Origin of the sequence: Novosphingobium huizhouense, assembly GCF_020179475.1 — a bacterium.
In the GTDB taxonomy this organism is placed as follows: domain Bacteria; phylum Pseudomonadota; class Alphaproteobacteria; order Sphingomonadales; family Sphingomonadaceae; genus Novosphingobium; species Novosphingobium huizhouense.
In genome coordinates this window covers 1,370,250-1,396,096 of sequence record NZ_JAILXZ010000001.1, presented here as the reverse complement: position 1 = coordinate 1,396,096, position 25,847 = coordinate 1,370,250, and the positions used below count along the sequence as shown (strand labels likewise).

The following is a 25,847-nucleotide window of genomic DNA, read 5'->3' as shown; positions in this document are numbered from 1 at the left end:
GGCCGGACAGGCAGGGGGTTTACGGGGTTTACACAGTCCTGGAGGCGAATTGACGGCCCCCGCGAGGCCCGAATCCCCGGCACGTCGCATCGCGCCCGCAAAGGCATGGCTTTCCAGCGATTTCAGTGCCTTGTTCGATCATGCGGGTGCAGTCTAGCGCAAGCGCGGACTGTAGGACAGAGCCGGCCAGCGCCTTGCATATGCAAGGCCATTCCTGACATACGCGTCAGCTTCCTTCGAGCGCGCGGCGGAAGCGGCGGCGGGCGAGCCGCGGCTCGAGCCAGCGCCCCAGCACATAGAGCGCGGCGAAGATCCCGGCAAAGACATAGCCCGGCGTCGGCGACAGGTCCTTGAAGCGGCCGCCCTGCTTCTTCTTGTCGTCCTTGGGCTTTTCCGGCGCGGGCGCGCCGAGCGCCTTGTCGATCGGGTTCTGGTAGAGCACCGGCTCGGGCTTCTTCTTCTCGGGCTGCGGGTGCGCCTTGGCCGAGGCGGCCTCGCGGTCGGCGATGAACACCGCGGTCTGGGCAAAGGCGAGGAACAGCAGCGGCGCGAGGAAGCAGGCGAGCAGCGCCTTGCTGACGAGCCGCCAGGCAAGGACGAGGCCGGCGCCGCTGTCCTCGATCGCGAGGCTGCCCCGGTCGAAGGTCGCGAGCGGGTCCTGCGCCGCGGGATCGGTCTTGGTGTAGGCCAGCGCATCGCCGCTGCGCACGGTGCGCGTGCCGTAGTGGTCGAGCAGCGGTTCGAGCCGGGCGAGCGCTTCGTCGCGGGTGAGCGCCGGATCGAGCGGCAGGCGGCCCTGCACGGTCCAGATCGACCGGACCAGGCCAAGCAGATTCATCGGTGTTCCTGTAACGGGTACGGTGGCGAGAGGCGCTGCGATGGTCGTGGGGGCGGCGTTCATTCGGCAGGCACCGCCTGGGCCTCGGCAGGCGCGGCCCGGCCCATCCGCTCCTTGATGGTCTTCCAGCCTTCGGTGAAGGGATAGGTCATCTGCTCGCGGATCGACATGCGGCGGCCGCCTTCCATGCCGAGCAGTTCGGCCTCGCCATCGACGCAGGTGCCGAACATGCGGTCGATGAAGATGAACGAGTTGGCGTAGTTGCTGCGGGTCGATTCAAAGTCGCGCGAATGGTGCAGACTGTGGTGCTCGGTGGTGTTGAACAGGAAGCGCCACCAGCGCGGCGTGTTGAAGCGCACGTTGATGTGCTGGTAGGTGCCGATCGCCATGCCGATGGCGCCGGCCATCATCGCCGCGCGCGGCAGGAAATCGAACATGCCGCCGATGCCGAGCCCGATCAGGAACAGTTCGAGCGGGTTGCCGACCGCGCCCTTGTTGATGTTGAGCTGGGTGATGTAGTGGTGGACCGAGTGCGGCAGCCACAGCGGATACCAGTTGTGCATGCCGCGATGCATCCAGTACTGGCCGAAATCGAAGATGAACACGATCGTGAAGGCCTGGAGCAGCAACGGCCAGTGGGTGAACCAGGCGAGCTTGTCCCAGTCGTAGCTGTTGCGGACGAGTTCGATCAGCGCATCGCTGCTGATGAAGTGATCGACGATCCCGAGCGCGGTATAGCCGAGGCCCACGTAGAACAGGTCGGTGGCGAGTTCCTTCCAGGTAAGGTCCCAGCTTTCGTGCCGCGGCGCGATCTTTTCGAGCGCGAGCAGAAAGACGCGGAAGCCGATGCCGATCCAGATCGCGGTCGAAGCCTTGGCGATCGAATTGGGCGCATAGAACCAGAAGGCGAGCAGGCCGAACAGCACCGCCGGCTGGAACCAGGTGAAGAACAGGCGCTTCCATGGCCCGCCTTCGACCCGGGGGATGTTGTCCCAGCCGATGGTGACGGGCGACTGGGTGCCGAACACCCGCTTGCCTACGCGAACTCCGTCCATTGCCTGCGTCCCTCGATAGAGCGAATTCCGTCGTCGTTTCAGCGTCCTGCAACCACCCTCATCTCGCCAGAGGGCAAAGTTTGATGGAACACATAGAGGCGATCTATGCCCCCTTCACTCCGCGCGGGGCGGCACGGTGACGATGATGAAATGATCGTGGACCTGGCGGATATCGGGCGCATCGAGCAGGGCCCGCAGGCCCGCGCGCAGCTCGGCGATCTGCGTCGGCGGCAGTTCGAGGCGATGCTCGTCCGGGTGGGCCGGCGCTTCGTGGCCGTAGTCCTTGCCCGGGCTCGTGGTCATCTCGATGTGCGCGCCGAGCGCGGCGCGGATCGGGTGGCTGCGCGCAAAGGCGGCAAGCCGGTCGAGGCTGGCGCGGTCGTCGGCGAGGAAGTTGACCGGCACGTAGAGCCGCCCGGGGTAGAGCGTATCGCCCGAGAGCAGGATCTTCAGGCGCGGATCATAGACCATGATCGCCGCGGCCTGGTGGCCGGGCGTGGGAATGATCGACAGCCTGCGGCCGCCGAGGTCGAAGCTCGCGATGTCGCGCGGCCAGTCGCGCACGCCGAAGAACGCGGCGACGTCGGCGGGCTTCAATCCGACGACGGTGGTGCCGGGCCGCGCGCGGAAGGCGGCGTCGGTGGCGACGTGATCGCCGTGGCTGTGGCTGTGCGCGACGATAAGCGGGGGGACCTTGCCGCCGTGGCGCGCGGACCACGCGGCGATGAGCGCATCGACGGTGGGCACAATGCGCGCGCCTTCGGCCCCGCTGTCGACGAGCAGCGCCTTGTCGCGGCCGAACAGCAGGTAGAGGAACGGCGCCTCAAAATTGCTGTGGACCGACTGGCGCAGGACGAAGGTGTCGGCGTCGAGCGCCTGGACCTGCACCGCGGGTTCGGCGCCGTTGGTGCCGTCGATCCAGCGTTCGGGAAAGAGCGTGGGCGCCGGCGCGGGCGCAGCGTGGGCGGCGGCGGCGGGCGCGAGAGTGGCGAGACCGGCCGCAGCGATCGCGGCCTTGGTGAGCTTGCGCATGGCGGGGCGACCCCCTGGGGCTCGGGAGGGGAGGTGACGCCGCCGGTGAGGACGGCGCCACCTCAGGGGAAGACTCAGTACTTGATGCGGAATTCGAGACCGACCGTGCGCGGGTCGATCACCGCCTTCTTGTAGTAACGCAGGCGCACGCCATCGTTCAGGCCGACGCGCGAGCGGTCGTTCGAGACCGAGGCGACGGCGTACTTGTCGAAGATGTTGTTGGCCCAGAGCGAGACGGCGTAGCGATCGGTCTCGTAGCCGAGGGTCGCGCGGTGCAGCACGTAACCCGGCAGCTTGTCGCCATAGGCGCGCTCCCAGCCGAGGCGGGTGACGACTTCGCCGCGATAGGTCGCGGTCCAGTCGGCGATCACCTTGCCCTCGCCCACCGGCACGGTGTAGGTCGCGCCGAGGCTGCCGCTGTGCTTGGCCGAGCCCGGCAGCTGGTCGCCCTTGAGCGCATCGAGCTGGATCGGCTTGCTGGGATAGGTTCCGGCCGGCGAATTGACCGCGATGATCGCATCGACGTCCTGCGTCAGGCGGGCATTGGTGTAGGAATAGGTGCCCTGGATCGAGAGGCGATCGGTCGGGCGCAGCTGGAACGAGGTCTCGAAGCCCTCGGACTTGGCCTTGCCGCCGTTGACGGTGATCCCGACGATGCCGTTGACCGTGGCCGAATCCACCTGGATGCCGTCCCACTTGATCGAATAGACGTTGAAGTTGAAGGTCAGCTTGCGGTCGAACAGCTGGGTGCGGATGCCGATTTCGGCGTTCTTGGTCGAATCCGGCCCGTATTGCTGTTCGTTGGGCAGCGCGCAGACGTTCTGCACGTTCGGATCGAGCGGCAGGATGCACGCCGCCACCGAGTTCGGACCGCCGATGCGGTAGCCCTTGCTGTAGGTTGCGTAGAGCATCACGTCGGGGGTGAAGTTGTACGAGCTGTTGAACTTCCACACCCAGCCCTTCTTGCCCGACTTGCCGCCCGCGGGGGCAAGATCGTAGGGGCTGATCGGGTCGCCCAGGATCGGCACCACCGCGCGACCGGCGATCTGCGAGGTATATTCGAACCAGCGCGCGCCCGCGGTCAGCTGCCACTGCGGCGTGACCTTGAAGGTGCCTTCGCCGAACGCCGCCTTCTCGGTCACGCGCGACTTGGTGTACGAGGCGTACTCGATTTCGTCGGGGTTGGTCGAAAGGTCGATCCAGGGGTGGTTGGGCAGGTGCTCGCGGTAGTCGTTGTGCAGCCGCTGGTTGTTGTAGAACCCGCCGAGCACCCAGCTGAACGGCCCGCCGTGGGTCGAGACGAGGCGCACTTCCTGGTTGAACTGCGAACGGCGGTTGTCGCTTTCGTTCCAGCTCGAGAAGGCGGGGAAGCTTTCGTAGCCGTAGTCGAGATCGAGCAGCAGGTCGGTGTTGTCGCTGCGGCGGCGGTTGCGGACATTGGTCCAGGCGGTGGTGGCGACGAGCTGCGCGATGTTGCCGAGGTTGGCGTTGATCTCCATCGCATAGAGGTGCGCCTGGCGGTCGACCGGCTCGAGGTAGCGCGCGGCGTTCTCGTACTTGCCGGTGCCGAACACGCCGTCGCTGTTGTACTGGCCGCCGTCGGTCTTCGTCTTCTGGTAGGCGTAGGTGAAGTTGACCTGGAGATCCTCGTTGAGCTTGAGCAGCAGCTGGTTGCGGGTGGTGAAGGTGCGCTCGAAGTTCACGTCCTTGCGGCTGGTGAGGTTGGCGGCGTAGCCGGCCGGGGTCACCACATCGGGACCGTCGGGCTGGGGCAGCGAGACCCCCGGGGTCTGCAGCAGCAGCGTGGAATCGATGAAGCCCGGGTCGAAGTAGTAGCCGGTGGCGCTGCGGAACGCGACGTGGTCCTTGATGATCGGGATGTTGATCACCCCGTCGGCCTGGTAGCCGGTGGCGCTGCCGTGGGCCTTGCCGTAGACGCGGCCGTGGACTTCGGCCTCGATCTTGTCGGTGTCGGGCCGGTTGGGAATGTTGCGGATCGCGCCCGCCAGCGTGCCGAGGCCGTAGAGCGTGCCCTGCGGCCCGAGCAGCGTTTCGACGCGGGCGATGTCGAGCAGCTTGAAGTCGTAGTAGAGCGGCACTTCGCCGAGATAGACGCCGAGCGCGTTGTCGTAGGACGCGCCGCTGGCCGAGGAATCCGAGGCGTTGAGGCCGCGCAGCACGATCGTGCCGGTATTGCCGGGGCCGGTGTCGGCGATGGTCAGGCCGGGGGTGAAATCGGCGATGTCGCGCACGTCGTTGATGCGCTGGCGTTCGAGCTGTTCGGCGCCGACCGCGGTGATGTTGATCGGCACGTCCTGCAGCGAGGTGGCGCGCCGGGTGGCGGTCACCACGATCTCGTTGCTGGCGCCGTCGGCGGCGGCGCCTCCAGCGCCGGATTGCGCCTGGGGCGCTTCCTGCGCGAACGCGGCGGTGGCGCCGAGGCCCATGAGCATGGTCGCTCCGAGCAGCGTGTTGCGAAACAATGTCTTAGTCACTCCGACCCCCTCGCTCTGGTGCCCGTGGTGTGGTGACATCACTCTCCCCGCGACGCCCGGCTCGATGGCCGGCGCCTTTTTGGTCCGTGACCCGCTGCGTGAGGCCCGGTTGACATGGTGCATTCGTGGCGATGGCGCCGGGAACAGCCGGGTTCGGCGCGCGCTCCGCATGACGCGGGGCCGGGCCGACCGCTGGCTCCCCTGGCTGACGCCGGCAGGCCGGCGCCGTTTCCACCCTTCTTCGTCGTCGATCCTTGGTCGACAAGGGGTACGGTATGGATATTACCTAATGCGTCAAGCGTAATAATTCCGCACCTGCTCAGTATGAACCAACAAGGGTGGTCGGACCGCGAAAAGTGACGGTTTTGCGTCAGCGCATACGCCATTTGTCGTACGTCGCGACCGCCCTCGCAACGGCCGTAGGCAGCCCGGCCAGCGCCCGCGACGAATCGCCGCAGACCGCCGATTCGCGCGAAATGGGGCGCCATGGGGAGCCGAACCGGGGCATCGGCCGCAGACACCGGTTGGTATTACCCTTTTTCAAACTCGTAATATTTTTCGGTTGCCAAGCGGGCGAAGCGCGGTGATGCTGCACTGCGAAAGGGGATCGACTCGATGATCATCACGGGGACCAGCCTAAGAGCCAAGTTCGTAACCGCCGGCATGATCGCCGCATCGCTTGCGCTGGCCGCCTGCTCGCCGTCCGCGCCGCCGGCCGCGGCGCCCAAGACCGAGTTCAACATCGGCTGGTCGATCTATGCCGGGTGGATGCCCTGGCCCTATGCCCAGCAGGCCGGCATCGTGAAGAAGTGGGCCGACAAGTACGGCATCAAGATCAACCTGGTGCAGGTCAACGACTATGTGGAGTCGGTCAACCAGTACACCGCCGGCAAGTTCGACGGCGTGACCGTGACCAACATGGACGCGCTGACCATCCCCGCCGCCGGCGGCAAGGACACCAGCGCGATCATCGTCGGCGACTATTCTAACGGCAACGACGGAATCCTGCTGAAAGGCGCCAATTCGCTCGCCGCGATCAAGGGGCGGCAGGTCTACCTGGTCGAGCTGTCGGTCTCGCACTACCTCCTGACGCGGGGGCTGGAGACGGCCGGCCTGAAATCGACCGACGTGAAGACGGTCAACACTTCGGATGCGGACATCGTCGGCGCGTTCAACGCCCCCGACGTGACCGCCGCGGTCGCGTGGAACCCGCAGCTTTCGGTGATGAAGGGCGGGTCCGGTGTGGCGCAAGTGTTCAGCTCGGCGCAGATCCCGGGCGAGATCCTCGACCTGATGGTGGTCGATACCGCCACGCTCAAGGCCAATCCGAACCTCGGCAAGGCGCTGGCCGGGATCTGGTACGAAACGATGGCGCTGATGCAGCGGCAGGACGCCGAAGGAAAGGCCGCCCGCGCGGCGATGGCCAAGCTTTCGGGCACCACCCCAGAGGTGTTTGACAAGCAGCTGACCACGACCTTCCTCTACGCCGATCCCAAGGCGGCGGTGGCCGCGGCCGATGCGCCCGCGCTGGTCACGACCATGACCAAGGTGCGCGACTTCAGCTTCTCCAAAGGGCTGTTCAAGGGCGCCGCTTCGGCCGACGCAGTGGGCATGGCCTTCCCCGGCGCGAAGACGCTGGGCGACCCGGCGCACGTGACGCTGCGCTTCGACGACAGCTTCATGAAGCTCGCCGCCGACGGCAAGCTTTGACCCGCCCGGCCCAGGCCCTGCCCTTCGGGCCAAGTCCCGCCCTTCGGAACGCAACAAGGACACAACGATGCGCTGGGTGAATCGGCAGGTACGACGGAGCGACGCGGTCCTGCTGGGCGCGGTGCCGATCGTGCTGCTGCTGCTGGTCTATCTGTTCCTGGCGGTGAGCCGGCACGCGGCGAACCCGTTCGACAAGATCCTGCCGCTGCCGCAGGGGATGGTGACGGGCATGGTCCCGCTGCTGTTCCAGCCCGACCAGCTCTCGGGCCAGTACGTGTTCTGGGCCGATACGCTCGCCAGCCTCGAGCGGCTCGGCCTCGGGCTCGCCATCGCCACCGCGACCTCGCTGGTGGTCGGGCTGGTGCTGGGCGTGCTGCCGCCGGTGCGCGCGACGATCGGGCCGCTGGTGACCGGCATCGCGGTGATCCCGCCGATCGCGCTGCTGCCGATCCTGTTCATCGCGCTGGGCCTGGGCGAGACCGCCAAGGTGGCGCTGATCGTCATCGGCATCACGCCCGTCATGGTGCGCGACATTGCCGCCTATGTCGGCAGCCTGCCGCGCGAGCAGATCGTCAAGGCGCAGACGCTGGGCGCCGGATCGTGGCAGATCATGCTGCGGGTGGCGCTGCCGCAGGCGCTGCCGCGGCTGATCCACGCGCTGCGGCTGGCGCTGGGCCCGGCCTGGGTGTTCCTGATCTCGGCCGAGGCGATCGCCTCGGACATCGGCCTTGGCTACCGCATCTTCCTCGTCCGCCGCTACCTGTCGATGGACGTGATCATCCCCTACGTCGCCTGGATCGCGCTGCTGGCGATCGTGATGGACGTGGCGCTGGCGCAGTTGAGCAAGCGCGCCTTCCCCTGGGCCCACGGAGCAAGCCATTGAGCACGCCGGACCACACCCCGGGGGCCAAGTCCCCACCGATCCTGTCGCTCCACGACGTCTGGGTCGAGTATGGCGACAAGATCGTGCTCGAGAAGGTCGAGCTCGATTTCGAGGCGGGCTCGTTCGTCTCGATCGTCGGCCCCTCGGGTGCGGGCAAGAGCAGCCTGCTGCGCGTGATCCTGGGCCAGGAAGTGCCGACGCGCGGGCGCATCCTGCTCGACGGGGAGCCGCTCGCCCCCGAATGCGGGCCGGATCGCGGCGTGGTGTTCCAGCGCTATTCGGTGTTCCCGCACCTGACCGCGCTCGGCAACGTCGTGTTCGGCCTCGAGTGCGTGAAGGCGCCGCTGCTGGCGCGGCTGTTCGGCAGCGCGCGCAAGGCGGCCGAGGCGCAGGCGGCGGACATGCTCGCCGCGGTCGGCCTCGGCGATGCGCTGCACCTCTACCCGGCGCAGATGTCGGGGGGGATGCAGCAGCGGCTGGCGATCGCGCAGGCGCTGATCAAGCGGCCGCGCATCCTGCTGCTCGACGAACCGTTCGGCGCGCTCGATCCGGGCATCCGCGCCGACATGCACGCGCTGATCACCCAGCTATGGCGCGATTATGCGCTGACCATCATCATGGTGACGCACGACATCCGCGAGGCGTTCGGCCTCGGCACCCGGGTGCTCGCGCTCGACAAGCGCCGCCACGATCCGCACGCGCCGCACCGTTTCGGCGCCACCGCCGTCTACGACCTCGCGCTGCGCAAGGCTGCGCCGGGCGCGGTCGACGAACCCGCCGCGCAACCGGCGAACATCGCGCAAAGGGCTTCGGCATGAACAACGAACCCACCAGCCTCGCCCGGCTTTCGATGAGCCTTCCGGGCGAACTGTTCCGCCAGCTCGACGTGATGGTCGAGGAGCGCGGGCTGCCGTCGCGCTCGCAGCTGATCGCCGAGCTGATCCGCCACGCGCTCGCCGAGCACGAGGCCCACACCCGCCCCGACGAGATGCTCGCCGGCACGATCACCATCGTCTACCGCGGCGACCGCGGCCGGGTGCGCCACCAGCTGGCGCAGACCCAGGGCGAGTACCTGAAGGAAGTGATCTCGTCGCAGCACGTGTTCCTCGAGGACGACCAGTCGCTCGAGGTCCTGCTGGTCCAGGGGCCCGCCGTCCGCCTGAAGGAGCTGTGCGACGCGCTGCGCCGGGTGCGCGGCGTGCACCAGCTCCAGCTCGTCACCACCACCGCTCTCCTGCCGCCGCTCTACGAGCCGGACGCGGCCGAGAGCAGCAATGGAGCCGTTGCATGAGTGCCGTTCTCGACAATCCTCTTGCTGCGCGCGACCATGCCCGCGCCATGGCCGGCACCGTGGTCGAAGCGATGCCCAAGCTGCCGCCGGTGGCAGGCGACCTCCCCGCAGGCGTCGCGGCCGACGACCTCGTGTGGGAGGAGACGATCGCGGCGGGCGGCTATGCCACGCGGCGCCTGACGCGCGGCACGCGGCTGCGGCTGATCGACCTGAAGGGCGATGCCTGCGCCGGGTTGCAGGTGTTCAACGCCGAGATGCCGAGCGAGCGGCTGAACGTGGCCGACACGGTCAAGGTCCAGTGGAACGCCTACCTCGGCGCCGGAAAGCTGCTGCTGTCGGACATGGGGCGCGTGCTGCTGAGCATCGTCGAGGACGACGCCGGCACGCACGATGCGTTCTGCGGCACTTCGAACGCGGCCACCAACGAAGCGAAGTACGGCGAGGGCCGCAACAGCGGGGCCTATCCCAACGGGCGCGACCGCTTCCTGCTGGGCGCGGCCAAGCACGGGTTGCAGCGCCGCGACGTGCACCCGTGCATCAACCTGTTCAAGGGCGCCAGGATCGAGGCCGATGGCGCGATCACCCCGCAGGTCGGCCCCTTCGCGCCCGGCCGGCAGGTGGTGCTGCGCGCCGAGATGGACGTGATCTTGGTGATCGCCAACGTGCCGCACGTGGCTGATCCCCGGCCCGACTGGTCCGTGACCCCGCTGCGCGCGACCGCGTGGCGCGGGGCGGTGACCGGCGAGGACGATCCCGTCCGCAATGCCACCCCCGAAGGCCTGCGCGCCTTCCTGAACGTCGAAGACTACTTCCGCCGCTGAGAGGGAAGGAACACGAACCCATGAGCACCGATCCCCATCTCGCCGGGCTTTCCGGCCCGGTCGTGCACGATTGCGTCGTGCCCGCGCGCGCGCCCTGGCTGCACCACGTGGCCGCCGGACAAACGCTGCGCATCGTCGACCTCGAAGGCAACCAGGCGGTCGACTTCCTGCTCTATGCGACGGCCGACGATGCCGAGCGCTACAGCGCGCAGGACACCGTGGCGGCGCAGGGCAACCTGTTCCTGCGCCAAGGCACCGTGCTGCGCTCGAACGAGGGCCGGCCGATGATGACGATCACCGCCACCTCGGTCGAATACCACGACACGATCGGCGGCGCGTGTTCGTGCGAATCCAATACGCTGCGCTACGGTCATCACACCAAGTCGGAGCACGCCTGCGTCGAGAACTTCCTCGAGGCGAACCTTATCGAAGGGCGCGGCAAGCGCGACATCGTCTCGAACATCAACTTCTTCATGAACGTGCCGGTGGAGCCCGACGGGTCGCTGGGGATCGTCGACGGCATCTCCGCGCCCGGCCTGACGGTCGACCTGCGCGCCGAGATGGACGTGACCGTGGTGGTCTCGAACTGCCCGCAGATCAACAATCCCTGCAACGGCTTCAACCCCACCCCCGTCCGGATGATCGTGACCGCATGAGCGCAGCACCCGCCCTCGCCTCCAGGCCGCCGTTCGACACCGTGCTGATCGCCAACCGCGGGGCGATCGCCACGCGGATCATCCGCACGCTGCGCAAGATGGGGCTGCGCTCGGTCGCGGTCTATTCCGAGGCGGACAAGGATTCGCTGCACGTGGTGCAGGCCGACGAAGCGGTGTGCATCGGCGGCGCGCGGGCTTCGGAAAGCTACCTCAACATCGCGGCGATCCTCGCCGCGGCGAAGGCGAGTGGCGCGGGCGCGATCCATCCGGGCTACGGCTTCCTCGCCGAAAACGTCGACTTCGCCGAGGCCTGCGCGGCCGAAGGAATCGTCTTCATCGGCCCGACCGGCGACAACATCCGCACCTTCGGCCTCAAGCACACCGCGCGCGCGCTGGCCGAGGCGCACGGGCTGCCGCTGGCGCCGGGCACCGGCCTGCTGACCGACGAGGAGGAAGCCGCGAAGGCGGCGGCGCAGATCGGCTACCCGGTGATGCTCAAGGCCACCGCCGGCGGCGGCGGCATCGGCATGCGGGTGTGCGCGGACGAAGCGGCGGTGCGCGAGGGCTTTGCCGCGGTGGCGCGGCAGGGCATGGGCAATTTCGGCGATGCCGGCGTGTTCCTCGAGCGCTTCGTCGCCCGCGCGCGGCACATCGAGGTGCAGATCTTTGGCGACGGGCGCGGCCGCATCGTCGCGCTGGGCGAGCGCGACTGTTCGCTGCAGCGGCGCAACCAGAAGGTGGTCGAGGAAGCCCCTGCCCCGCTGCTGCCGGCGGCGGTGCGCGCCGACCTGATCTCCGCCGCGATCCGGCTGGGCCAGGCGGCGAACTACCTCTCGGCGGGCACGGTCGAGTTCCTCTACGACGCCGAGCGCGAGGAGTTCTTCTTCCTCGAGATGAACACCCGCCTGCAGGTCGAGCACGGCGTGACCGAGGAGGTCATGGGCGTCGACCTCGTCGAATGGATGATCCGGGCGGGCGCGGGCGACTTCGGCTTCCTCGACACCGATCCGCCGCGCGGCCATGGCCATTCGGTGCAGGTGCGGCTCTATGCCGAGGACCCGGCGCTCGATTATCGCCCGACCTCGGGCACGCTGACCGCGGTCGATTTCCCGCAAGGCATCCGCGCCGAGACCTGGTGCATGGCGGGCAGCACGGTGAGCGCGTGGTACGACCCGATGCTCGCCAAGCTGATCGTCCACGGCGAAACGCGCGAGGCGGCAGTGGCGGCGATGCAGGCGGCGCTCGATGCCTCGCGGATCGACGGGATCGAGACCAACCTGCGCTGGCTGCGCGAGGTGGTGCGCTCGCACGCCTTCACCAGCGGCGAGGTTTCGACCCGCGCGCTGCAGGACGTGGCCTATGCCCCGCGCAGCGTCACCATCGCCAGCGGCGGCACCGCGACGACGGTGCAGGACTGGCCGGGGCGGCAGCACCTGTGGTCGGTCGGCGTGCCGCCGTCGGGGCCGATGGACGACCAGTCGTTCCGCCTGGGCAACCGGCTGCTCGGCAATCCCGAGGGGACCGCGGGGCTCGAGGTGACGATCACCGGGCCGACCATGACCTTCAACACCGACACGCGCATCTGCCTGATGGGCGCGGACTTTTCCGCCACGCTCGATGGCCGGCGGGTCGGCCGGGGCGAGCCGATCGCGGTGCGCGCAGGCCAGACGCTGGCGCTCGGCCGCGCGGTCGGCGGGGGCCTGCGCGGCTATGTCCTGTTCGAAGGCGGGCTCGACATCGCGCCCTATCTCGACAGTCGCAGCACCTTCGAGCTTGGCCAGTTCGGCGGCCATGCCGCGCGGCGGCTGCTGGCGGGCGACACGCTGCACCTGGGCACGGAGCCACGCGAAGCGCCCCTGCCCTCTGCCACGCTGCCCGAGATGGGCAACGAATGGACGCTGCGCGTGCTCTATGGCCCGCACGGCGCGCCCGACTTCTTCACCGACCGCGACGTCGACACGCTGATTTCGGCCGAGTGGCAGGTCCACTACAACTCCAATCGCACCGGCGTGAGGCTGGTCGGCCCCAAGCCCGAATGGGCGCGCAAGGACGGCGGCGAGGCGGGGCTGCACCCGTCGAACATCCACGACAACCCTTACGCCATCGGCGCGGTCGACTTCACCGGCGACATGCCGATCATCCTCGGCCCCGACGGCCCATCGCTGGGCGGCTTCGTCTGTCCGTTCGTGGTGATCGCGGCGGACCGATGGAAGATCGGCCAGCTCTCCCCCGGCGACAAGCTGCGCTTCTGCCCGGTCAACGCGGTCGACGCAGCGCTGGCCGACAGCCTGCAGCGCCGCCTGCTGGCGAGCGGCGAGCGCCCCGATTGCGGCCCGGCGCGTCCGATCGCGACGCTTTCGCCGATCCTGTCGGAAATTCCCGAGGGGCCGAAAAACCCGCACACGGTCTATCGCCAGCAGGGCGACCGCAACATCCTCGTCGAATACGGGCCGATCGTGCTCGACATCGAGCTGCGCATCCGCGTGCAGGCGCTGATGACCGAGCTGGAGCGCATGGCGCTGCCCGGCGTGATCGACATCGTGCCCGGCATCCGGTCTCTGCAGTTCCACTTCGACGGCGCGACGATGACGCAGTCGCAGGCGCTTTCGACGCTGATCGCGGCGGAGGAGCGGCTGGGCGATCTCGAGGACTTCGCGATCCCTTCGCGCGTGGTCCACCTGCCGCTGAGCTGGCGCGACCCGGCGACGATCGAGACGATCGAGAAGTACATGGGCGCGGTGCGCGACGATGCGCCGTGGTGCCCGGACAACATCGAGTTCATCCGCCGCATCAACGGCTTGCCCGACGCGGCCGCGGTCGAGAACCTGATCTTCGAAGCCAACTACCTCGTGCTCGGCCTCGGCGACGTCTACCTCGGCGCGCCGGTGGCGACGCCGGTCGATCCGCGCCACCGGCTGGTGACGACCAAGTACAACCCAGCGCGGACCTGGACCCCGCCCAACGTGGTCGGCATCGGCGGCGCGTACATGTGCATCTACGGCATGGAGGGGCCCGGCGGCTACCAGCTGTTCGGCCGCACGATCCAGGTGTGGAACACCCACCGCCAGACCGACGCCTTCATCGACGGCAAGCCCTGGCTGCTGCGCTTCTTCGACCAGATCCGGTTCTATCCGGTGAGCGCTGAGGAGCTGGAAGCCTGGCGGCGCGACTTCCCCACCGGGCGGCGTTCGATCCGGATCGAGCCGTCCGAGTTCCGCCTTGCCGACTATCGCGCCTTCCTCAACGACAATGCCGAGGCGATCGCCGCGTTCGAAGCGCGGCGGCAGGCGGCGTTCGACGAGGAGCGCGCCGAATGGCAGCGGCGCGGCGAGTTCGACCGCGCCGAGGCGGCCGAGACCGAGCCGGCGCCGGCGAGCGCGATCCAGGTGCCCGAGGGCGCCGACCTGATCGAAGCGCCGTTCGGCGGCAGCGTGTGGAAGATGCTGGTCGAGGTGGGCGACACGGTCGAAGCCGGCCAGACCATCGCGATCATCGAGGCGATGAAGATGGAATGCCGCGTCGAAAGCCCGGGTTCGGGCGTGGTCGCCGCGCTCTATGCGCAGGAGAAGCAGGCAGTGCAGCCCGGAACGCCGATGCTCGCGCTCAAGGCCCACGCACCGGTGGAGGCGGCATGACCATGCTCGACCGTCGCAGCGTGATCGCCATCGCCGAGGCCGTGCGCAGCGGCCGGTCCACGGCGCTGGCGCAGGCGGAGGAGACGCTGGCCCGGCTCGCCGCCTACGATGCGGTGCAACCGCAGATCTGGATTTCGCGCGCCAGCGACGAGGCGCTGCGCGAAGCGGCGCGCGCGATCGACGCGCGGCTGGCGGCGGGCGAGGACCTGCCGCTTGCCGGCGTGCCCTTCGCGGTCAAGGACAACATCGACGTCGCCGGGTTCGCGACGACCGCGGCGTGCCCTGCCTTCGCCTATCGCCCGGAGACGAGCGCTACGACGGTCGAGCGGCTGCTGGCGGCGGGCGCGCTGTGCGTGGGCAAGACCAACCTCGACCAGTTCGCGACAGGGCTCAACGGCACGCGCAGCCCCTATGGCGCGCCGCGCAATGCCTACAACCTCGCCTATGTCAGCGGCGGATCGAGCTCGGGTTCGGCAAGCGCGGTGGCGGCGGGGCTGGTGGCCTTCGCGCTCGGCACCGATACGGCGGGGTCGGGCCGCGTGCCCGCCGCCTTCCAGCACCTGATCGGGTTCAAGCCGAGCAAGGGGCGGTGGAGCAATTCGGGACTGGTGCCGGCCTGCCGCACATTGGACTGCATCAGCGTGTTCACCGGCGACACCGCCGATGCCGCGCTGATCGACAGCGTGGTCGCCGGCTTCGATGCGGGGGATGCCTGGTCCAAGCCGCTCGCCGACCGGCCGCGCGCGCGCAAGCGCATCGGCGTGCCGCGCCGCGACCAGCGCGCCTTCATGGGCGATGTCGATTCCGAATTGTTCTACGACCGCGCGCTCGAAGCGTTCGGCGCTTTCGCCGAGATCGTCGAGATCGACTACGCTCCGCTGCAGGAAGCGGCGCAGCTGCTCTATGGCGGGCCGTGGGTGGCCGAGCGCACCGCCGCGCTCGAAGCGCTGCTGCGCGACGATCCCGGTGCGCTCGACCCGACGGTGCGCGAAGTGGTGGCGCCGGGGCTGGAGATCGGCGCGGTCGAGCTGTTCAACGGGATCTACCGCCTCGCCGAACTGAAGCGCCATGCCGACCTGCTGTGGCAGGACATCGACCTGATGGTGTTCCCGACCACGGGCACGACCTATCGCGTGGCCGAATTGAAGGCCTCGCCGATCGCGCTCAACAGCGCGCTGGGGTTCTACACCAATTTCGTCAACCTGCTCGACATGGCGGCGATCGCCGTGCCGGCGGGGACGCGCGGCAATGCGACCGGCTTCGGCGTGACGCTGATCGGCCCTGCCGACAGCGACCGCGCGCTGATCGCCGCGGCCGACGCCTACCTCGCACAAGCCCAGCTTCCACCCCCACCCCCGCTCGATCTGGAGGGCCGCATGCAGACCGTCAAACTCGCCGTCGTCGGCGCGCATCTCAAGGACATGCCGCTGCACTGGCAGCTGACTTCGCGCGAGGCGAAGTTCGTCGAGGCGACGCAGACCGCGCCGACCTATCGCCTCTACGCCATGGCCGACAGCGTGCCGCCCAAGCCCGCGCTGGTGCATAGCGCCGACGGCGCGGCGATTCTCGTCGAGGTCTACGAGCTGGGCGTGGCCGAGTTCGGCAGCTTCGTCGTCGAAGTGCCGCCGCCGCTCGCGATCGGCACGGTGACGCTGGCCGACGGGACCAGCGTGAAGGGCTTCGTTGCCGAACCGCGCGCGCTGACCGGGGCCGAGGACATCACCCACCTCGGCGGCTGGCGCGCCTATATCGCGCAGAAGGCGTGAGCGCGATGCGCAGGATCGAGAGCGCCATGCTCGCCGCCGCAGCCGCCGTGCTCGCGCCGGCTGCCGCCCATGCCGAAGACGCGGCACCTGCGCCACAGGTGCAGGTGGTGCCGGGCTTCGCCGACTTCCTCGCGATCGACGGGCCGACCGTCTGGGCAACGAACAAGGGCCGCGTCGAACAGTGGTCGACCAAGGGCAAGCTCGCCGAGGCGCCGATGGGGCGGCCGTGCGGCGGGATGAGCGTCGACTTCGGTTCGCTGTGGGTCGCCGATTGCCCGGAGAACGCGGTCAAGCGGATCGACGTGAAGACGGGAAAGCTGCTCGCGACGATCTCGAGCGGGATCGCCAACCAGCGCGAAGGCGAGCTCAACACCGTGACCGGCGCCGGCGCGGTGTGGATCGGCTCGGATGCGGCGGGCAAGATCGCGCGGATCGATCCGGCGACCAACACGGTGGTGGCGAGCGTGACGGTGGCGCCGGGGACCTGGTACCTGTCGTTCGGGCTTGGCGCGCTATGGGCGGTGAGCGCGAAGGAGCAGCTGCTCCAGCGCATCGATCCCGCAACCAACGCGGTGACCGGGACGGCGCCGCTCGGCAAGGCGCCGGGCTTCCTCGTCGCCGGCGAAGGCGCGGTCTGGGTTCAGGAACAGGGCGACGGCACCGTGGCGCGGATCGACCCCGCGACGATGGCGGTGACCGCGCGGATCAAGGTCGGCGACAACCTGAAATGGGGCGACATCGACACCGGGGCGGGCAAGGTCTGGCTGCGCACCACCGACGACCAGGAATACGTCGTGATCGACGCCGCGACCAACGCGATCCTGTCGCGGGTGGGCAAGCCGGTCGGCAGCGGCGCGCTGCGCTGGACGCCGCGCGGCGTGTGGACGTCGGCGCACGACGTCCACACGCTGACCTGGTGGCCCAGCGCGAAGTAGGGGAAAGTTTCAGGCCTCTCCCCTAACCCGGATCAGCGCAGCGAGGCGACGCGGGTACCGGTCTTGTCGGCGGCGGCGAGGCGCGCTTCGATCTGGTTGCGCACGTCGGCGGTGACGGCGGTACGGCAGGCCTGGGCCTTGGCCTCGAGCGCGAGGTGGACGCCTTCGAGGCGCTCGCCGCAGACCGCGCGCGCAGCGGCGTCGATGCGGATGGCGAGGCGCTGCTGGCCGTCGGCGCTGGCGAGATCGAGGCCCTTGAGGTCGAGGATCGCCTGATCCTTGGCAAACGGATTGCCGGTGCTGGTCGGGGTGGCGGCCGAAGCCTGCGTTGCACATGCGAACATGGCGAGCGCCACGAAAGCCTTCTTCATCTTCATCTCCTGCGCGGAAAACACGCGCCGCTCTTCGGGCGGCTGCTATGGTCGATATAGCGCCCGGGGATGAAACTTTCAATAATGAAGGCTTGTTTGTAGTTTTATTACTCCAGTTCTGTGCGGTTATTACCGTGCCCGGACGACGAGCATGGCCAAGTCCTTGGGGTGGCCGAGCATTCCCGTGGGAAGCGGCGTTTCGGCGACGGCGCCGGCGACCGCGACGGCGATCGAACGGGCATGGGGTTCGGACCAGGCGCGCACGGTGGCGACGGTGATCTTCGCCTTCCAGCGGCGTCCGCCCGCGACGGCGACGGGGTGGTCGTTGACCGTGACCGCGGCCGCCGGGTCGGCGCGCTGGCCGGTCACCAGCAGGCAGTCTGCCGCACCGCAGCGCACGAGCTTCGCCTGCGCGGCATGCGCCGGCGTGGCCGCGCCGGCCAGCGCGAGCGCGAGCGCAGGGAAGATCGCAAGGGCCCTGGGGTTCATCGTGGCTCCCTTCATTCGACCGCCACGCCCGCGCGGACGAGGTATTGGCGGACGGGTTCGAGCACGTCGGCGTGGCGCTTCCAGCGCGCGACGGCCTCGGTGTAGATCGGGCGGCGGACCTGCGCCGCGCTGGGGGTCGAAACCGGCGCGGCATTGGCGTGGAAGGCGAGGCAGGCCGGGTCCCAGTCGAGCCCGCAATGCGCGAGCAGGCGGCGGCTTTCGCCCTCCTGGTCGGCGACGAGGCCCTCGTAGGACAGTTCGAGCACGCGGCCCGGCAGCGCTGCGCGCCAGAACGCCATCATCCGGTCGAAGCGGACATAGTAGGCGGCGGTCTCGAGCAGGTCGTAGCTGTAGTCGTAGTAGCGCGAGCCGACCGCGAAGAGATTGCGGAAGTTGCCGAGCACGGTGTCCATCGGATTGCGGCGCAGGCAGACGATCCGGGCATTCGGCAGCGCGCGGGCGATGAAGCCGAGGTACTGGAAATTGCCGGGGAACTTGTCGACGAAGCGCGGCGCGCCGGTGCGGCGATGGTGGCGCGCGCGATCGAGGTAGGCGCGCCCGACCGGGCCGAGGTCGACCTGCGCGGCGGCGCGCACGGTCTCGGCGTCGAGCACGGTGCGGCTGCGCGTGGCCGCGGCCTGCTTGACGGCGAGCGGCATCGCCTGAAGCTCGCCCGCGCTTTCGACGGCGGGGTGCGAGGACAGGATGCGGTCGACCAGCGTGGTGCCGGTGCGCGGCATGCCGACGACGAAGATCGGCGCATCGCCGGCGGGATCGGACACCGGCGCGCGGGCGAGATCGCCCCACGCCGCCTCGATCGCGTCGAACACCGCCTCGTCGCGGGCGAAGCTGTAGGGCAGGCTGCGGCGGTGCTCGCCGTTGGCGGCAATCAGCGTGTCGAGCGCCTGCTCGGCCTCGCCGATGTCGTCAAGTTCCTTGGCGAGCGCATAGCCGAGCAGCAGGCGGGCCTGGCCCTGCGCCGCCGCGGCGCGCGCCTGGCCGAGCCGGGCGACGTGGTTGGCCTCGCGGGTCTGCCGGCGCAGCGACGAGAGCAGATGGTGCGCCCGCGCCGCGCCGGGATCGCGCGCGATCAGCGCCTCGAGCGCGGCCTCGGCCTCGTCGACGCGGCCGAGGAAATTGAGCGTGACCGCCTGGTTGTAGCGGAACTCGCTGCTGTCGGGCTGGCCCGCGACGGCGGCGTCGAAGTGCGGCAGTGCGGCGGCGTGATCGCCGAGGCGGGCATAGACGCAGCCCATCGTGTCGCGCGCGAGGGCATCGGCGGGCAGCGCCCGTTCGGCCGCGCGCAGCATGGCCGCGGCATCGCCTTCGCGGCGGACGAGGGTGTAGAGCTTGGCGAGATGGGCGCGGTATTCGCCCTGCGGATCGAGTGCCACGGCGCGTTCGAGCGCGGCGATCCCGGCAGTGATCGCGCCCGACGAGGCTTCGGCGATGCCGAGCAGGAAATGGGCCTCGGCGCAGGCGGGCTCGGCCGCGAGCAGCGCCTGCGCGTGATCGAACGCCGCATCGAAATCGCCCCGCGCGAGGGCGGTCCGCGCCAGCGCGCGGCGCGCCGCCGTGGCCGCCGCGGGGCGCGTCGCGATCATGCCGCGGCGGCGCCTTCGGTGCCGGGGACCGCAGCGGAGGCCGCGGCGGCGGCGGCTGCCTTGCGCGCCTTGTACCGATCGACCAGCGGCTGGAAGGGGAACACCGTCTGCTCCCAGATCGACAGGCGGCGGCGCTCGTCCTGTCCGACCAGCACGCCCTCGCCCTCCTTGTAGGTGCCGAAGATGCGGTCGAGCAGGATCAGCGAGTTGCCGTAGTTGCAGCGGGTGCTCTCGTAGTCGGTCGAGTGGTGCAGGCTGTGGTGGCGGATCGTGGTGAAGAAGAACGAGTACCAGATCGGCGGGTTCGACTTCACGTTGGCGTGCGCGAAGGTCGAGACCACCGCGGTGGTGGTGAAGCAGGCGAACAGCGCGGTCTGGTCGAAGTCGAAAAAGGCCAGCACGCTGAGCGTGATCAGGAACAGCTCGATCGGATTGCCGACCGCGCCCTTGGCGGCATTGAGCTGGGTGAGGTGATGGTGCGGCGCGTGGGTCAGCCAGAACGGCGTCCAGTTGTGCATCAGGCGATGCATCCAGTACTGGCCGAACTCGATCACGAACACCGCCAGCGCGACCTGCGCGAGCCACGGCAGCTGCCCGACCCAAGGCGTGTGGATGCCGAGCGCGGTCTTGAGCGACTGGAGCGGGGCCTCGGCGAAAGTCTGCGTCATCCACGCGATCACGGTGGAGCTGAGCACGACGTAGTAGAGGTCGGTGAAGAACTCGCGCCGGTTCATGCGCCAGCCTTCGTGGCGCTCGAAAACGAATTCGAGGCCGAGCACGCTGATCGTGACCAGCGCGGTGCAGACGACCAGCGTCCACGGATTGGCGAGCAGGTCCTTGGGGCCATAGGCCCAGAACAGCAGGAACGCCGCGACCATCGCCGGGGGAATGAGGTTGATGAGCGTGGTCCTGACACTGGCAAGCATTCGTGCGACTCCCGATTTGGGTCGCAGGTTGCGTTGCAGCGCGTCATCGAGGCAGGGGCATTTCCCCGATGAAAGACATAGACACCATCTATGACCGGTGCTGCGAGCGGACGCGGCGGAACACTTCGTCCCAGAACAGCTGGGTCGCGGTGTCGCGCGCGGGATCGGTCCGCGCAAGCAGGTAGATGTCGTAGGAAGGCTCGAAATCGGCGTGGAGCATCGGCCAGAGCGCGCCGCGCGCCACTTCGGCCTCGGCCGCGGCGACGGGCAGGAAACCGATGCCGACGCCGAGCTTGATCAGGCGGCGCGCCTCGTTGATGTCCTCGGCCTGGCCGCTGACGCGCGTGCCGAGGCGGTAGCGCCGGCGCAAATGGGTGATCAGCTCGATCTCGTCCTCGCCGGTCAGGACGAAGCCTTCGTCCTTCAATTCGTGAAGCCGGCTGATGCGGTAGCCGAAGTACGGGCTCGAGCGCGAGCAATAGAGCTGCTGCCGTTCGACCAGCAGCGGCTCGTACATCAGGCTGCCGCGCACGGTGCTGTCGTAGCCGACGCCGATCTCGACCTCGCCCTGCTCGAGCGCATCGAGCACTTCGCGCCAGGGCGAGACCCGGATCTCGATGTGGATCGCGGGGTTGCGACGGTGGAAGCTGGCGATCGCCTCGTCGAATTCGGGCGAGACCAGCCCCGAGACGATCTGGATGCGGACGAAGCCTTCGACCCGCTTGGTCGCCTGCGCGATCTGGTGCGGCATCATCCGCGCCGCCTCGAGCATGTCCTCGCACAGCGCGAGCATGGCCTTGCCCGCCTCGGTCATCTCGACCCCGCTGGCGCTGCGGGTGAGCAGCGTGGCGCCGACGTGCTCCTCGAGCCGCTTGAGCGCCGCGCTGATGCTGGGCTGCTGGCGGTTGAGCTGGCGCGCGGCCGCGCCGATGCCGCCCGCGCGCACGATGTCGACGAACGTGCGCATCAGGTTCCAGTCGACCCGGCTGGCGAACTTGCGGTCGATCAGGGGCACGCGGTCGGTCATGGCGCAACAGGACTCATTCGCAACGGAAGCGGACATATCCCCGCTTTGCGCGCGAGGGCATAGATGAGATTGATGAAAAACATAAGGACGTCGTCAATGGCGTTATAACCTTCCCGTCCTATGCCGGAGTGCATGATCGAGACCGCCGTGCTCCCCGTCGTCGACATCACCGCGCTCGTCCAAGGCGACCGCGCCGCGCGCGCCGCCGTGGCCGCGCAACTCGACCGGGCCTGTGCCGATGCGGGCTTCCTCACCATCACCGGCGCGCAGCTCGACCCGGCGATCTTCGCGCGCGTGCTCGCCCGGGCCAAGGCATACTTCGCGCAGGACGAGGCGACCAAGATGGCGAGCTACATCGGCAAGTCGGTGAACCATTCGGGCTATGTCCCGGTGGGCGAGGAACAGTTCGCCGGCGCCACGCCCGATCTCAAGGAAGCGTTCGACTGCAATCGCGACTACCGTGCCGAGGAGGGCCGGCGACCGCTGCTCGGCCCCAACCTGTGGCCGGAGATGCCCGGCTTCCGCGAGGACGTGCTGGCCTACTACGAACACGTCACCGCGATCGGGCGGCAGTTGTTCGCCGCCTTCGCGCTGGCGCTGGGGCTGGAGGAAGACCACTTTGCGGCGCACACGCGCCATTCGCCGAGCCAGCTGCGGCTGATCCACTACCCGTTCGATCCGACTGCGCAGGACCGCCCGGGGATCGGCGCGCACACCGACTACGAGTGCTTCACGCTGCTTTACGCGACCACCGCCGGGTTGCAGATCGTCGACCGCGACGGCGCCTGGCGCGATGTGCCGCTGGTCCCGGACAGCCTGATCATGAACATCGGCGACATGATGGAGATCATGTCCAACGGCCGCTATCTGGCGACCCGGCACCGGGTGAAGCGGGTGGCGCAGGAGCGCTACGCGTTCGCGCTGTTCCATGCCTGCGACTACGATCACGTGGTGGCCCCCGTGGTGCGGGGCGAGGCGCCGCGCTATGCCCCGCTCAAGTCGGGCGAGCACCTGTTCAACCAGACCGCGCAGACCTTCCGCTACCTGAAGGAGCGCATCGCCCGCGGAGAGCTGGTGCTCGACGATGCAGTCCCGCTCGACAGCTTCGGGCGCCGTGTCGAGGTGGCGCCGACATGACGCTCGCCGAACTGCTGAAGAAGCTGCCGCCGGTGGTCTGGCCGGGCGAGGTGCCCTTCCCGCCCCGCCTGCTGGGCGCGTTCCGGCGCAAGAGCATCACCTTCTGCACCGGCGAGACCGACGAGGAAACGCAGGTGTTCTGGTTCCAGTCGGCGAGCTTCACCATCGACCTGCGGCTGGCGGCGGGCGCGCAGACCCCGCTCGAGCTGCGGCAGGGCTGGACCGGCGACACGCGCTGGAACGCGGCGCGCGGGCAGATGGCGTGGGACATCGCGCGCAGCTACCAGCCGCACGACATCTGGCCCGAACCGGCCGACTTGCGCTTCATCGGCAATGCCGTGCTCGAGTTCGCGCCTTCGGGCGCCTACGTCGAGGACTGGCGCCAGCTCGCGACCTCCGGCCCGCTGCTGGGCCTGCGGCTGGTCGAGCGGACCGCGCGTGGCACCGGGGCGCGCCACGTGATGGACGGCGGGCTGATCGTGGCGGGCGAGCACATGGCCTATGCCTGTTCGCGCCTGCCGGACGTCGATGCGCGGCTGCGCGCGGCAGGATCGATCGCGGCGGCGCTGGCGAGCGGCGCGGCGAGCGCCGACGAGGTGGAAAGCTACGAGGTGTCGGTTGCGAGCGGCGGCGACGCGGTCGCGCTCAGCACGCAGCCCTGGCGCATCGGTCAGCCGCTGATCGAGGGTCCCTTCACGGTCGAGCCGGACGGATCGGTGTCGCTGCACGATCCGGCCACCGGCGACCGCCTGTGCTTCATCATCGACCTGCACCTGCCCACGTTCCTGTTCGCCGGGACGTCGGAGGCGACGCCCGCCGCGCGCCAGTGGATCGCCCGGGAGCGGGCGCACGTCATGCCCCACGGCCGCGTGGTGCGCTGAGCCGCGCCGTGCTATCGTCGCCATCGGCGGCAATCGGCGAAAATCGGCGGCAACCAGCAGGGGGGAAACGATGCGCAGGCAGTGGACGGCAATCGCGGCAGGCCTGTTCGCGCTCGCCGGAGCCCGCGCATCGGCGGCGCCGCCGCCGCCGCAATCCGCCGTGCCGCCGCCGGTCGCGCAGACCCATGCCGAGTGCGCCGCGCCGACCTATGCCTCGGACCAGCTCGTCTGCTCCGACCCCGGCTTGCGCGAAGCCGACGCGGCGATGGTCGCGGTGCTGGCCCGCGCCGGCACGCAGGCGCTCGTGCCCGCCTCGCCCGGGATCGAGCCGCAGGAGGCCTGGCTGCGGCGCCGCTCGCTCTGCGCGATGCGCTCCGACCACGCCGCCTGCCTGCGCGCGGCCTATGCCGACCGCACCGCGGTGCTGGCGGCGCTCGCTGGCCCGGGCGCGACCGAGGCGGCCGGCTGGAACTGCCCCGGGTTCGGCACGGTGCGGCGCGCGGGCGCGGTGTGGGTGGGCGCCGACGCCGACGGCGCGATCGTCGCGCTGGCCTCGCCGCCGGGCGCGTCGAGCTGGACGCCGTTCGTCACCGCCAGCGAGAAGGGCGGCAGGCTGCGGCTGGCGCCACTGGGCGGCAAGCCCGTGACCTGCCGCGCGCTGCGCTGAGGCTTCAGGCGGTGAACTAGTTCTGCGGCGGCGTGGCGAGCGGCTGGGGCGCGGCCGGAGTCGCGGGCGCCGCCGCTTCCGCCGCACGTTCGCGGGCGATGCGGGCGTCGTACTGCTTTTCGAGCTGTTCGACCCGGGCCTGTTCGGCCGCGGCATCGGCGTCGATCGTCTGGAGCCGCCTTGCGCGCTCCTCTTCGATCAGCTTGCCCATCTGCACGTCGGTGCCCTGCTTCTTTTCGGCGTAGGCCTGGTTGATGAGCTTGGCCATGCAGCCCGAGGCGCCGCCCGAACCGACCGGCGAGCACGAATAGGCGCCGGCCGCGCCGACCGTTTCGTAGGCCTTGACCCGATCGGTCCAGCCCTGGTTGACCGCGGCGTTGGGATTGTCGCGCAACGGTGCGGGGATGCGGAAGCGCTCGGATTCCTCCTTGCGCGCGCAGACGGTGATCGAGCCGTCCTTCGATTCAGGGCAGGGATCGTCGCCATAGACGATCAGCTGGTTGACCTTTTCGCCCGGGGCGGCCTGGGCGAGGACGGGGGACGGCGCGAAGGCGATGAGGCCAAGGGCGGCGGCAGCGGCGAGAACGGGCTTCATCGTGCGGGCACTCCGGGGGGCGGTCAGATGCGCTTGGACAGCGCGATGGCGGCGCGGCAGCCGAGGCGGACGGCGCCGAACAGCAGCGGATAGGCCGGCGCGCGCTCGGCGCCGGCGGCAAAGGCGGCGTCGCGGTGCTCGCGCTCGTCGTCGCGGAACTCGCGGATCACGGCGGCGAGCTCGGGATCCTCGTCGCCCAGCTCCTCGAGCTGCTCGGTATAGTGCTGGTCGATCTCGGTCTCGATCGCCGCGGTGCAGGCCATCGCCGCCTCCGGGCCGATCAGCGCGGTCGCGGCGCCGAGCGCGAAGCCCGCCGCCGACCACAACGGCTGCAGCGCGGTCGGCCGCACCCCGCGCTGCGCGATCATCGCATCGAAGCGGCGGCGATGGTCTTCCTCCTGCCGCGCCATTCCGGCGATCTCCTGCGCGCCCGGCGCACGGTCGCCCATCACCGCCAGCTGCCCGGCATAGATGCGCGTGGCGCCGAACTCGCCGGCCTGGTCGACGCGGAGCATGGCGGCGGTCTTGCGCGAAACGGTGGTCATGCGATCCTCCTGCGGCCCTTGCCGAGCAGCACGAACACCGCCACGGCTCCGAACGTGGAAATCAGGAAGTTGAACCCGGCAAGGCTCACTCCGAACAGCGTCCACTGCGCCACGTCGCAGCGGACCACCGGCGCGTCCATGATCGCCGCGAGCGGATCGCCGCCCGACGCCGCGGTGCGGGTGCAGGCGGTGATCCCTTCCCACCAGTGATATTCGACACCGGCATGGAACGCGCCGATCAGCCCGCTGATCCCGATGGCGACGGCGGCGAGCCGGACCAGCCAGTCGCCCGCCGCGCCTTGCCGCAGCGAGAACGCGAGCGCGGCGAGCACGAGCGCGGCGATGTGCGGATAGCGCTGCCACCAGCACATCTCGCAAGGGTAGAGCCCGAAGGCGTATTGCGAGACCAGCGCCCCGCCGAGCAGCGCGGCGGGAACGAGCAGGGCAAGCGCGTAGGCGGCGTGGCGCGACTGGTGCGGAGTCATGGC

General features: G+C 69.4%; 24 protein-coding genes. 12 read left to right on the top strand and 12 right to left on the bottom strand.

Going from position 1 to position 25,847, the window contains the following annotated elements; translation table 11 throughout:
• Positions 1–226: 226 nt before the first annotated feature.
• From K3A85_RS06925 to K3A85_RS06910, 4 genes are all read right to left on the bottom strand, one after another.
• Positions 227–838, bottom strand: coding sequence for a hypothetical protein (locus K3A85_RS06925; protein WP_225205740.1), 612 nt, complete (start codon positions 836–838; stop codon positions 227–229).
• A 59-nt stretch (positions 839–897) separates the two neighbouring features.
• Positions 898–1,893, bottom strand: coding sequence for a sterol desaturase family protein (locus K3A85_RS06920; protein ID WP_225205739.1), 996 nt, complete (start codon positions 1,891–1,893; stop codon positions 898–900).
• A 114-nt stretch (positions 1,894–2,007) separates the two neighbouring features.
• Positions 2,008–2,925 carry an MBL fold metallo-hydrolase gene (locus K3A85_RS06915; RefSeq protein ID WP_225205738.1) on the bottom strand — a complete coding sequence of 306 codons (918 nt, stop codon included), beginning with the start codon at positions 2,923–2,925 and terminating at the stop codon, positions 2,008–2,010.
• A 74-nt stretch (positions 2,926–2,999) separates the two neighbouring features.
• A complete protein-coding gene (locus tag K3A85_RS06910; protein WP_225206026.1) occupies positions 3,000–5,378 on the bottom strand; it encodes a TonB-dependent receptor in 2,379 nt (792 codons plus the stop codon).
• Between the two features lie 705 nt (positions 5,379–6,083).
• On the opposite strand from K3A85_RS06910, the gene K3A85_RS06905 reads away from it, so the two are divergent.
• From K3A85_RS06905 to K3A85_RS06865, 9 genes are all read left to right on the top strand, one after another.
• Complete coding sequence (locus K3A85_RS06905; protein ID WP_404822913.1) at positions 6,084–7,130, top strand: putative urea ABC transporter substrate-binding protein; 1,047 nt, start codon at positions 6,084–6,086, stop codon at positions 7,128–7,130.
• Positions 7,131–7,197: 67 nt separating this feature from the next.
• Entirely contained in the window at positions 7,198–8,013 is an 816-nt protein-coding gene (locus tag K3A85_RS06900; RefSeq protein WP_225205736.1) for an ABC transporter permease, read from the top strand.
• Positions 8,010–8,831, top strand: coding sequence for an ATP-binding cassette domain-containing protein (locus K3A85_RS06895; protein WP_225205735.1), 822 nt, complete (start codon positions 8,010–8,012; stop codon positions 8,829–8,831). Before K3A85_RS06900 ends, K3A85_RS06895 begins: the two co-directional genes overlap by 4 nt.
• Positions 8,828–9,304 (top strand): CopG family ribbon-helix-helix protein, encoded by a 477-nt coding sequence (locus K3A85_RS06890; protein ID WP_225205734.1) that lies wholly within the window; start codon positions 8,828–8,830, stop codon positions 9,302–9,304. Before K3A85_RS06895 ends, K3A85_RS06890 begins: the two co-directional genes overlap by 4 nt.
• Positions 9,301–10,125: an urea amidolyase associated protein UAAP1 gene (locus K3A85_RS06885; RefSeq protein WP_225205733.1), complete on the top strand. Its 825-nt coding sequence runs from the start codon at positions 9,301–9,303 to the stop codon at positions 10,123–10,125. Before K3A85_RS06890 ends, K3A85_RS06885 begins: the two co-directional genes overlap by 4 nt.
• Before the next feature lie 20 nt (positions 10,126–10,145).
• Positions 10,146–10,781: an urea amidolyase associated protein UAAP2 gene (locus K3A85_RS06880; protein ID WP_225205732.1), complete on the top strand. Its 636-nt coding sequence runs from the start codon at positions 10,146–10,148 to the stop codon at positions 10,779–10,781.
• Positions 10,778–14,416: an urea carboxylase gene (gene uca / locus K3A85_RS06875; RefSeq protein WP_225205731.1), complete on the top strand. Its 3,639-nt coding sequence runs from the start codon at positions 10,778–10,780 to the stop codon at positions 14,414–14,416. Before K3A85_RS06880 ends, uca begins: the two co-directional genes overlap by 4 nt.
• Positions 14,413–16,182 carry an allophanate hydrolase gene (gene atzF, locus K3A85_RS06870; RefSeq protein ID WP_225205730.1) on the top strand — a complete coding sequence of 590 codons (1,770 nt, stop codon included), beginning with the start codon at positions 14,413–14,415 and terminating at the stop codon, positions 16,180–16,182. The genes uca and atzF overlap by 4 nt, the downstream gene beginning before the upstream one ends.
• Before the next feature lie 5 nt (positions 16,183–16,187).
• Entirely contained in the window at positions 16,188–17,117 is a 930-nt protein-coding gene (locus K3A85_RS06865; protein WP_225205729.1) for a Vgb family protein, read from the top strand.
• A gap of 32 nt (positions 17,118–17,149) precedes the next feature.
• On the opposite strand, the gene K3A85_RS06860 is transcribed toward K3A85_RS06865, so the two are convergent.
• The 5 genes from K3A85_RS06860 to K3A85_RS06840 form a co-directional block, all read right to left on the bottom strand.
• Entirely contained in the window at positions 17,150–17,488 is a 339-nt protein-coding gene (locus K3A85_RS06860; protein WP_225205728.1) for a UrcA family protein, read from the bottom strand.
• 129 nt (positions 17,489–17,617) lie between these two features.
• Positions 17,618–17,977, bottom strand: a complete 360-nt coding sequence (locus tag K3A85_RS06855; protein WP_225205727.1) for a hypothetical protein — start codon at positions 17,975–17,977, stop codon at positions 17,618–17,620.
• A gap of 11 nt (positions 17,978–17,988) precedes the next feature.
• Entirely contained in the window at positions 17,989–19,581 is a 1,593-nt protein-coding gene (locus K3A85_RS06850; RefSeq protein WP_225205726.1) for a tetratricopeptide repeat-containing sulfotransferase family protein, read from the bottom strand.
• A complete protein-coding gene (locus tag K3A85_RS06845) occupies positions 19,578–20,507 on the bottom strand; it encodes a sterol desaturase family protein (RefSeq protein ID WP_225205725.1) in 930 nt (309 codons plus the stop codon). Before K3A85_RS06845 ends, K3A85_RS06850 begins: the two co-directional genes overlap by 4 nt.
• A gap of 88 nt (positions 20,508–20,595) precedes the next feature.
• A complete protein-coding gene (locus K3A85_RS06840; RefSeq protein ID WP_225205724.1) occupies positions 20,596–21,534 on the bottom strand; it encodes a LysR family transcriptional regulator in 939 nt (312 codons plus the stop codon).
• 132 nt (positions 21,535–21,666) lie between these two features.
• On the opposite strand from K3A85_RS06840, the gene K3A85_RS06835 reads away from it, so the two are divergent.
• From K3A85_RS06835 to K3A85_RS06825, 3 genes are all read left to right on the top strand, one after another.
• Positions 21,667–22,671, top strand: coding sequence for an isopenicillin N synthase family dioxygenase (locus K3A85_RS06835; protein ID WP_225205723.1), 1,005 nt, complete (start codon positions 21,667–21,669; stop codon positions 22,669–22,671).
• On the top strand, positions 22,668–23,552 hold the full coding sequence (locus tag K3A85_RS06830) for a hypothetical protein (protein ID WP_225205722.1): 885 nt from the start codon (positions 22,668–22,670) through the stop codon (positions 23,550–23,552). Before K3A85_RS06835 ends, K3A85_RS06830 begins: the two co-directional genes overlap by 4 nt.
• Positions 23,553–23,622: 70 nt before the next feature.
• Complete coding sequence (locus tag K3A85_RS06825; RefSeq protein WP_225205721.1) at positions 23,623–24,219, top strand: lysozyme inhibitor LprI family protein; 597 nt, start codon at positions 23,623–23,625, stop codon at positions 24,217–24,219.
• A 16-nt stretch (positions 24,220–24,235) separates the two neighbouring features.
• On the opposite strand, the gene K3A85_RS06820 is transcribed toward K3A85_RS06825, so the two are convergent.
• The 3 genes from K3A85_RS06820 to K3A85_RS06810 are packed head-to-tail and all read right to left on the bottom strand — an operon-like array spanning position 24,236 to position 25,844.
• Positions 24,236–24,814 carry a hypothetical protein gene (locus K3A85_RS06820; protein ID WP_225205720.1) on the bottom strand — a complete coding sequence of 193 codons (579 nt, stop codon included), beginning with the start codon at positions 24,812–24,814 and terminating at the stop codon, positions 24,236–24,238.
• Between the two features lie 23 nt (positions 24,815–24,837).
• Positions 24,838–25,359 (bottom strand): demethoxyubiquinone hydroxylase family protein, encoded by a 522-nt coding sequence (locus K3A85_RS06815; protein ID WP_225205719.1) that lies wholly within the window; start codon positions 25,357–25,359, stop codon positions 24,838–24,840.
• Positions 25,356–25,844, bottom strand: coding sequence for a disulfide bond formation protein B (locus K3A85_RS06810; protein ID WP_225205718.1), 489 nt, complete (start codon positions 25,842–25,844; stop codon positions 25,356–25,358). Before K3A85_RS06810 ends, K3A85_RS06815 begins: the two co-directional genes overlap by 4 nt.
• Between the last annotated feature and the right edge of the window lie 3 nt (positions 25,845–25,847).